Source organism: Sphingomonas sp. (assembly GCF_048594985.1).
Classification (GTDB): domain Bacteria; phylum Pseudomonadota; class Alphaproteobacteria; order Sphingomonadales; family Sphingomonadaceae; genus Sphingomonas_I.
Window position 1 is genome coordinate 19,957 of record NZ_JBMDXG010000120.1, and the last position, 8,746, is coordinate 28,702.

At 64.2% G+C, this 8,746-nt stretch carries 8 protein-coding genes; 4 read left to right on the forward strand and 4 right to left on the reverse strand.

The window, feature by feature from the left end; all coding sequences use genetic code 11:
• Positions 1–146: 146 nt before the first annotated feature.
• From ACOJSF_RS04505 to ACOJSF_RS04520, 4 genes are read left to right on the forward strand one after another with little or no spacing between them, the layout of a single operon-like run.
• On the forward strand, positions 147–476 hold the full coding sequence (locus ACOJSF_RS04505; RefSeq protein WP_420141033.1) for a HigA family addiction module antitoxin: 330 nt from the start codon (positions 147–149) through the stop codon (positions 474–476).
• The gene (locus ACOJSF_RS04510) at positions 473–2,269 is read left to right on the forward strand and encodes an HsdM family class I SAM-dependent methyltransferase (RefSeq protein WP_420141034.1); all 1,797 of its coding nucleotides are present in this window, start codon (positions 473–475) and stop codon (positions 2,267–2,269) included. Before ACOJSF_RS04505 ends, ACOJSF_RS04510 begins: the two co-directional genes overlap by 4 nt.
• Positions 2,266–3,330 (forward strand): BsuBI/PstI family type II restriction endonuclease, encoded by a 1,065-nt coding sequence (locus tag ACOJSF_RS04515; protein ID WP_420141035.1) that lies wholly within the window; start codon positions 2,266–2,268, stop codon positions 3,328–3,330. Before ACOJSF_RS04510 ends, ACOJSF_RS04515 begins: the two co-directional genes overlap by 4 nt.
• Positions 3,317–3,538, forward strand: a complete 222-nt coding sequence (locus ACOJSF_RS04520) for a DUF3489 domain-containing protein (protein WP_420141036.1) — start codon at positions 3,317–3,319, stop codon at positions 3,536–3,538. The genes ACOJSF_RS04515 and ACOJSF_RS04520 overlap by 14 nt, the downstream gene beginning before the upstream one ends.
• Here ACOJSF_RS04520 and ACOJSF_RS04525 read toward each other — a convergent pair.
• The 4 genes from ACOJSF_RS04525 to ACOJSF_RS04540 form a co-directional block, all read right to left on the reverse strand.
• The gene (locus tag ACOJSF_RS04525) at positions 3,535–5,829 is read right to left on the reverse strand and encodes an AAA family ATPase (protein WP_420141037.1); all 2,295 of its coding nucleotides are present in this window, start codon (positions 5,827–5,829) and stop codon (positions 3,535–3,537) included. The genes ACOJSF_RS04520 and ACOJSF_RS04525 overlap by 4 nt on opposite strands.
• 209 nt (positions 5,830–6,038) lie before the next feature.
• On the reverse strand, positions 6,039–6,455 hold the full coding sequence (locus ACOJSF_RS04530) for a CopG family transcriptional regulator (protein WP_420141038.1): 417 nt from the start codon (positions 6,453–6,455) through the stop codon (positions 6,039–6,041).
• A gap of 9 nt (positions 6,456–6,464) precedes the next feature.
• Positions 6,465–8,447, reverse strand: coding sequence for a conjugal transfer protein TraG (locus ACOJSF_RS04535; protein ID WP_420141039.1), 1,983 nt, complete (start codon positions 8,445–8,447; stop codon positions 6,465–6,467).
• A gap of 17 nt (positions 8,448–8,464) precedes the next feature.
• Positions 8,465–8,746, reverse strand: a 282-nt coding sequence (locus tag ACOJSF_RS04540; protein ID WP_420141040.1) for a DUF3363 domain-containing protein, incomplete at its 5' end; no start/stop codon positions are given.

Below are 8,746 nucleotides of genomic sequence, written 5' to 3' on the forward strand. Positions count from 1 at the left end.
CCAGAAGGATCGTCAACACCTCGAAAGACCGCAGCCTTCCATCCGACACCCCACCCTTGGGGGGAACGTTAAGGGAACGAAGGGACTTGTAAAGTGACGCTTTACAGTGCACGATCCCGAGACAGCCGTTTGGAGGAGGCGAGCGAATGAGAGCTGCAGTTCGCCGGAAAGATCCCACCCATCCTGGCTGGTTTGTAAAAAGCAAAATCATCGAAAGTCATGGGATTTCTGTGACCGAAGCCGCACAGGCGCTTGGGGTTACGCGTCCGGCGTTGTCGGCGCTGCTAAATGGTCGAGCACATCTATCTGCCGAAATGGCTTTGCGTATCGAGAAAGCTTTTGGCTTGTCTCTAGAAACACTCATGCAAATGCAAAATAGCTTCGACATTGCACAGGTGCGAAAACGGTCAGCTGACATCAAAGTTGTTCGGTTTACGCCGAAATCGGCGGCCGCGGGTAAGATAGGGATTTCGTGAGCTTGAAATCGTCAGTCAAAGTGAAAAAGGTCGCTCCAATTGGTATGGCAGCGACGCTTGACACAAAGCGTAGCGAGCTTTCGCGCGCCCGCATCATGGCGCGTGCTTGGTCGGAAACGATCGCGGAAACGCGCCGTACGAACCAGGCCGCGTTGTTTACGCGCGCGGCCATGGAGGCCTTCGCGGCCGACGTTGCGCCTGGCCTCGCCTTGAGCGACCCGTTTGTCGCTGTGCGCGGAAAGCTCGATGCAACTGCGCAGCAGCTGGCGCAGTCGATCGGACAGGAATCAGCGGCGCTTCCCCTGCTGGAAGGCTGTCATTTCCTGACGAGCCTCTACACGACGCTGCTCCCCGGTAAGGAGCGCAGCGCCCTCGGCGCCTTCTATACACCGCCGTCATTGACGCAACGCCTGCTCGATCTCGCCGGCGAGGGCGGCGTGGACTGGTCGAGCGCGCGCGTGCTCGATCCGGCGAGTGGTGGCGGCGCCTTCCTCCTGGAAGCGGCCGCGCGCATGCGCCGGGCGCTTGACGGCAGCGAGCCGGCTTTCATCTTGGCCCAGCTTGGCACCCGTCTCTCGGGCTTCGAGCTTGATCCGCATGCGGCTGGGTTATCACAGGCCGCCCTAGAAATCCTGCTGTCCGACTTGAGTGCGGCGAGCGGCCGCACGGCGCCTGTTTTCGTGAAGGTCTGTGACACGCTTGAGGAAGCGCCGGCGGCGCAGTTCGATCTTGTCGTCGGCAATCCGCCTTATGGCCGTGTGGCGCTAACGGCTGCTCAACGCAGCCGCTATGCGCGCGGACTCTACGGCCATGCCAACCTCTACGGCGTCTTCACCGACATCGCCCTGCGGTGGACGCGGCCAGGCGGTGTAATCGCCTATCTGACCCCAACGAGCGTGCTGGGTGGGCAGTACTACACCGCTTTGCGCAGGCTTATCGCGGCCGAAGCGCCGCCGGTCGCCATAGACTTCGTACATGCCCGGCGCGGCGTTTTTGAGGATGTGCTGCAGGAAACCCTGCTCGCGCTCTACCGCAAGGGCGGCGAGCGTGAGCGTTTCCAGGTCCATTACCTCAATGTCGACAATGAGCGCGAAGCGCGGTTGACCAAGAACGGCAAGGTGAGCCTGCCCGACGATGCCGGTTCGCCTTGGCTGGCGCCGCGCGAACCTGCCCATGTGGGGTTGATCAAGGCAGCGGAAGGTATGGCCGCGCGACTCTCCGATTGGGGCTATGGCGTGTCGACCGGCCCGCTCGTCTGGAACAGATTCAAACCGCAGATGCGCGGCCGTGCGGCGCGCGGCCTGCACCCACTTATCTGGGCGGAAGCGGTGACGGCAGACGGCCGCTTCATTTTCCGCGCCGAGAAGAAGAACCATGCGCCTTACTTCAAGACGGAAGCCGGAGATGGCTGGCTCGTCGTCGATCAATCCTGCGTGCTCGTGCAACGCACGACGGCCAAGGAGCAGCTGCGACGCCTGATCGCCGCCGAGCTGCCGCAGGCGTTCATTGACGCTCACGGCGGCGTTGTCGTCGAAAACCACCTGAACATGGTGCGCGCGATCGGCAAGCCGAAGGTGACGCCCGCAGCCCTCGCGGCCGTGCTCAACAGCGATGTGGTAGACCAGATTTTCCGCTGTATCAGCGGAAGCGTCGCCGTTTCTGCATTCGAGCTGGAGTCCATCCCGCTGCCGCCTCTCGCCGCCATGGCGACGATCGAGCGCCTGGTCGTGAAGGGCGCGACACGCGCGGCGATCGAAAAGGTCCTGCGCGGCCTGTATGGCCTCAAAGCATGAAATTGCCTGCCCTGTTGTCCTGGAACGACATCCACGCCCGCCTTCCCGAAATATTCCCGGAAGGCTCCGCAAACCGCGAGCGTTCGGTCTGGGAGATCGCCGCCAAGACCATCTTCGTGATGCTCTATGCGGGTGCGGTCGAAGGTGCGGAGCGATGGATCAGGCCCGATCAGGTCACACGCATGACGGACGAGCAGGCCGCGCAGGCGGATGACGACGCGCGCGATGCCTGGGCGAAAGCCTCCATCAAGCCGAGCAAGGCCGATGTGCCGGGCCGCTGGTATGCCGTGAATACGCGGGAATCCATCCGTGACGACACGATCCGTTATGCCCTGATCCAGAACGGCGCCGTCATCGAGCGCCCCGGCCTGTCCACCACCTCGCCGGCGGGACGCTATGCCTTGCAGGGTGATTTCGCGGCGCTGCTGGCGCCCGATCTCGACGAGGCCACGTTCATCGCGAAGGCGGCAGCCTGGCGGGAAAAACACCTTAACGCCGGCGCGCTTGCGCGCATCGCGATCGTGCGTAAGGGCGCCGCTGGCGGCGGTGCCTACGAGCTGGTGACGTTCCCGAACGGCGAGACCCGGCGCATGGGAGCCGGGCCGAGCGCCGACATTTCAAAGGCGGTCATTGAGGTCTTCGCGCCGAAGTTCCTGACAAAACCTGGCGTCATCACCTTGAGCGAAAGCGGCAACAAGGGCGTGGCGCGGGATGATGAACTGGCCAAGGCGATCGGGCTGACGAACCCGGCTGACAAGAGCCTTCCTGACATTGTGCTGGTCGATCTCGGCCCGCAGCACCAAATGCTGATCTACGTCGAGGTCGTGCACACGGACGGCACGGTCAACGACGCCCGGAAAACCGCGCTCCTGCAAATCGCCGGAGGTGCCGGGTTCGCACCGCAGCACGTCGCCTTCGTGACGGCCTATCTTGATCGCGCGTCGCAGACTTTCCGCAAGACCGTCAGCGGCCTTGCCTGGGGCAGCTATGCCTGGTTTGCGTCAGAGCCGGATAACCTCATCATCTTCAGCGGGAAGCCGCCCCAGATTGAAGGCGGCTGATGGCGTGCCGCGCGCGGGAACCAAGCAGGCGCTGATTGTCGACATGCTCGAGCGCGACGGCGGGGCCACCATCCGTGAACTCGTGGAAGCGACGGGCTGGAAGCCCAACACGGTCCATGCTGCCCTCTCAACCCTTCGATTCAGCGGGCGTAGGATCGCGGTTGAGCAGGCCGGGGAGCAAAGGCGCTACCGGATAACGGCGAATTAGCTGCGCCGCGCGAAGGCGAGCACACGTTCGCTGAAATGCGTGAGCTCCTGGTCGTTGATGGCTTCCGTTTCATAGGCAGCGTTGGTGTCATGGTGGAAGCGGTTCGCGTAGGCGAGCAGCGCGCGCAGTTCGTCGATATCGGGCTGGCTCAATACCTGATTCTGCTGGCCGACGCGCTGCTGGCAAATGCCTAGGAACGGCCCCAACAGCATGCCGGGCGGAAATACGGCCGGATAAGCCACGCGCATGAAGGCTTCGAGGATGTGGCGCAGCGCGGCGGCGACGCGCCGCTCGGCCACCGGGTCCGCCGCCTGAAGGTATCCCTGCACGAGGGCGTGCCGCCGGTCGTGTTCGGTGATGCAGTCTTGGTTTACGTCCCAGAGCGCCAGCGTCGATCCGACTCCGTCGCGCCGGATCAGCAGCGCCTGCCGCACGGCAGTATCGGCGCCTTCCCAAAGCTGGCAGAGGAAGGGCTTGGAGTGCGACAGCACGATGACCTGGCTGACGCGGGCCTGCATGCGGCGCATCTCCTGCACCGTTGTCAGCGAGCGGTGTTCATCAAGGCTGGTCATGGGGTCGTCGATGACGAGGATCTTCTGCGCCAGCTGCGGGTCCTGCTCGAGCGATGCAAAGAAGAAGGCGAGCGCAAGCGTGTTGCGGTCGCCGGCGCTCAAGGTATTGCGGAAAGCTGGGCCGGCGTTGGCGGTCAGCGCCACCTGCACATTATTTATGACGACGTTATAGGTGCAGGATGAACCACCGCGCGTATTTTGGGGGCTGACCGATGCGAGCCGGAAGCCCGCATTGAAGCGTTGCAGGTAGGTGTTGATTGCAGCCTCATAGGCCGGGAAGATGTTCTCACGGTAGTTGTTGAGCGCCGTCCGTGCCTGGGTGCGCAGGCCTTCCGTGGCCGTCTTTTCCGCCTTTTCGGCAAGATAATTGGCACAGAGGCCGCTGACCGGATCGCTGTGACGGGCGTGCACGGCCTGCAACCGCGCAAGATCGGCCGCGCGCGCGCCAACGTCAGCATTCGCCGCCTGCTCCTTCACAACCGCGATCGGGGCGTTGCAGGCCTGCAGCCCCCCGGACAGCGCGGCAACGTCTGCGCGTCGCGCGTCATAGTCGCGGATGAGGGCAAGCGTTTCGACGGATAGCGCCATCGCTTCGAGCGGCGAGGCTGCCTTGGCGCGCAGCACGGTCAGGACAGCATCGCGCGCGGCCGTCCAAGCCCGCAGGACCACCGCCGTATCCACTTCAACCTCGGGAACATCGGTAAAGGCGTTCCAGAAGGTGCGGCCCTGTGCGGCTATGCGTACGGCACGCTCGAAGGCGGCCGGTACTTCGCCCCCGTGGGTTGTATTGATACCTTGACCGGTCTCGGTGATTGAGGATTTCAAGCCGTTATAGGCCTGACTGAAATAAGCTTGGTAATGCGCGATGAGAGGCGATGCGTCCAAATCCTGCGCGCAGAAGGGGCAGACCTCGTTGTCTGACCCTTCCGAGGCGCCTGCGATGCGGGTCATGCCGTCACCGACCCATCCCTCGCCACCCTTGCCGAGGCGGCGCAGGTGAGCTCGCACCTGCGCCGCCGCATCCGCCTCAAGGTCTGGCAAGGTGCGAGCCAGAAGCGCGCCCAAGGCGTCAACGTCGAAGGCGGGCAGTGCGATCGGCAGGAAAGTCGCCTGCTGGCGGATCGCATCGGCGGATCGCGCAGCCGCAAGGTTCTGCTCGGCCGTAGCGATCGAGGCCTCGATGTCGGGATCGGCTGGAAGGGCGCAAAAATCATCCACGTTCAGGGCGCCGCGCGCGGCCGCAGGGATGGCGTTGCCTTTCAATGTCAGAGCGCGGTTGTGATCCTCGATACGCGCGACATGGACCTGGAGAGCCGCATTGAGCGCCACGCCCTGCGCGCCAAGAATTAGCTCATGAAGGTTCTGGCGGTGGCTGGTGCCGATCTCGACGCCCGAGCACACATTCGCCGCGACAAAGGCATCGTCGAAGATCTCGATGCGCGGCATCGGAGCCGACCAGGCTCCATGCTGAAACTGCGCGGTGACGCCGCCGGCGAAGCCCAGAACGATGTGCGGCGGATTCGCCGCCCCGAGGCGGCTGCGCTCTAGCACAAGGCCCGCATCGCCTGTGCCGAGCGAGCGCAACACGGACGAAAGGGTGGTCTTACCGCGTCCGTTCTCGCCATAGATGAGCGTTAGCGTTGAAAGCGGTATTTGCGCGCCAGCGTTTACTGAATCGTACTGACCAATATTGCGCAATAACTGGAAGCGTTCGAGCAATGGATCCCCCCGGACCGTAGATGATCGTGTTTCGCGTTGCGGCTGCCCGCATGGCGGTCAGGCACGGTGATACCGGAAATGCCTTTCTCTGCCGCACTGAATCGTGCGGATGGCCAGAATGACGCGATCGCGGGCTATGATCGGCGGCTTTTTCTAACAGCCGTCGCTCATCGGATGTGCCCGAACGTCAGCTTTGTCCCCATGTGGTGTCATTCGCGCGGTGGTTCGTCTTCGGGAATCTCGTTTTGCAGCTTTGGTCCGTTAGCGAGTCGACGGCCGAGCGCGGTGACGAAGGCGTCGTATCGCTCGCTCGCCTTTGCGCGCGCGGCCTGGGCGGCAGGCTCGGGCAAAGCAGGTGTGGTCGTCAGCCAGAACCTCACGAATATCGCGAGCGTCTCGATCGAGATGCCGACGTCGCGCTCGATCCGAGCCAGTCGCCGGTCGAGCTGGTCGAGCCTTTTGGCCGTGACGGCCTCTTGGCGCTCGGCGGCGTCCGGCGACAGGAACGATGCGATGCCCGCCTCGGCGACCAACGATAGCGAATGTCCGCGCCGGGCGGCATAGGCGGTGAGAGCGTCGAGCACATCGTTGTCCAGATAAACCGACAGGCGCTGTTTCTTTGCCATCTCGGTCTCCTAGAGCTCGATGCCGTCGCCGGGGTCGAGCGAGGCTTGCCGAGCCGTCATCCGCATCGTGGCACGCATGCGACTGGTGCGGGCTATGTCGTCCTCGGTCTCGTCGATGGTATCGAAATCAAACTCGCTGATCGGTTTGACCGGCTCGGGTGGAGGCGCTCGGTCGATCTCGGGCTGGCGCCGCTGCTCGGAGCCGGTCGTGTCCTCATCCTCGGTCGGAGAGCCTGACGGCGGGCGAGCATCCGCCGGCGGATGGGGAAGTGCGAGCCTGCTCCAGTCGTCCGGTGAAGGGGCAGTGATTTTCCGCTGCGCGGGAGGGCTCATCACCCGTTCTTGTAAGCGGCGGTCCTCGAAAAAGCGTGCCTTCTGCGCCCGGATCGGTGGCGTTCCCGCGACCATGACGATCTCGTCGCCTGCGGGGAGCTGCATGATTTCGCCGGGGGTCAGCAGTGGACGCGCGGTCTCCGACCGGGAGACCATCATGTGCCCGAGCCAGGGTGAGAGCCGGTGGCCGGCATAGTTCTTCATGGCCTTCATCTCGGTGGCGGTGCCAAGCGCGTCGGAGACCCGCTTCGCTGTGCGTTCGTCGTTGGTCGCGAAGCTCACCCGGACATGGCAGTTGTCGAGGATCGAGTTGTTGGGGCCGTAGGCCTTCTCGATCTGGTTGAGCGATTGGGCGATGAGGAAGCTCTTGAGGCCGTAACCAGCCATGAAGGCGAGCGCGCTCTCGAAGAAGTCGAGGCGGCCGAGCGCGGGGAACTCGTCGAGCATGACGAGCAGGCGATGCCGACCCGCCTTCGCGTGCAGGTCCTCGGTGAGGCGGCGGCCAACCTGATTGAGGATAAGCCGAATCAGCGGCTTTGTCCGGTTGATGTCCGAGGGCGGCACGACGAGGTAGAGCGTCGTCGGGTGCTTGCCACCGACCAGGTCGGTGATGCGCCAGTCGCAGCGGCGCGTAACCTCGGCGACGACGGGATCGCGGTACAAGCCGAGGAACGACATCGCGGTGGACAGCACGCCGGAGCGCTCGTTCTCGGACTTGTTGAGAAGCTCCCGCGCCGCGCTGGCGATGACAGGGTGCGGCCCGGCCGCGCCTAGGTGGGGGGTCTTCATCATCGCCGCGAGGGTCGACTCGATCGGGCGTCGGGGATCTGACAGGAAGGCGGCGACGCCGGCGAGGGTCTTGTCCTTCTCGGCGTAGAGGACGTGAAGGATCGCGCCGACCAGCAAGGCGTGGCTGGTCTTCTCCCAGTGGTTGCGCTTTTCGAGGCTCCCTTCCGGGTCGACGAGGATGTCCGCGATATTCTGGACGTCGCGCACCTCCCATTCGCCGCGCCGTACTTCGAGAAGCGGATTATAGGCGGCCGACATGGCGTTGGTCGGGTCGAACAGCAGCACGCGACCGAAGCGCGAGCGGTAGCCGGCGGTCAGCGTCCAGTTCTCTCCCTTGATGTCGTGGACGATCGCGGAGCCGGGCCAGGTGAGGAGTGACGGGACGACGAGGCCAACGCCCTTGCCGGAACGGGTCGGCGCAAAGCAGAGCACATGCTCCGGGCCGTCATGGCGCAGATAATCTCGATCGAGTTTCCCCAGGATCACCCCGTCCTGATCGAGGAGGTGGGCGGCCTTCACCTCGTCGAGACGGGCCCAGCGCGCCGAGCCATAGGTCTCCACATTCTGTGCCTCCCGCGCCCGCCACACCGACATACCGATCGCGACGATCGTGGCGACGATCCCGCCTGACGCGGCGATCATGCCGCCCTCGGCGAACACCGAAGGCGCGTAGGCATCATAGAAATACCACCACCAGAAGAGCGCCGGCGGGTAGTAGATGGGCCAGCGTGCGATGGTGAACCATGGCGCGCCAAGACCGTCCTGAAATCCGAGCCGGTATGCTGTCCATTCGGTCGCACCCCATGTCGTGAGCAGGACGATCAGGAAGACAGCGAGGATTTGGCCCCAGAGTATCTTGGTCGCGGACATGATCGATCCTTGGTGGGTTAGAGGGCGAGGCCGCGCTTGCGGGAGGTCCAGTCGACCCCGCCATCGGGTCGTGCGACGCCGCTGATGTGCTGGCCGAGCTGGCGGTCGATCGACGGCGTCCAGGGCACGAGCTGAAATCCCATGCCATCGTCGATCATCGCGAAGCGGCCCGACGCGAGCGTCAGGCGCTGGCGGTAGGTGCCGGCGACGTAATCGCCGCTGGCGGTGCCGACGTGTCGCCGGCCGGTCTCCGTCGCGATCTTGTCCGCCGCGCTCGCCAGTTCGCGTTGCCGGAGGGT

Coding starts and splice junctions, on each gene's coding strand:
- ACOJSF_RS04535 (WP_420141039.1), bottom strand. CDS start 8,447: ATGTCCGCGACCAAGATACTCTGGGGCCAAATCCTCGCTGTCTTCCTG.
- ACOJSF_RS04505 (WP_420141033.1), top strand. CDS start 147: ATGAGAGCTGCAGTTCGCCGGAAAGATCCCACCCATCCTGGCTGGTTT.
- ACOJSF_RS04530 (WP_420141038.1), bottom strand. CDS start 6,455: ATGGCAAAGAAACAGCGCCTGTCGGTTTATCTGGACAACGATGTGCTC.
- ACOJSF_RS04515 (WP_420141035.1), top strand. CDS start 2,266: ATGAAATTGCCTGCCCTGTTGTCCTGGAACGACATCCACGCCCGCCTT.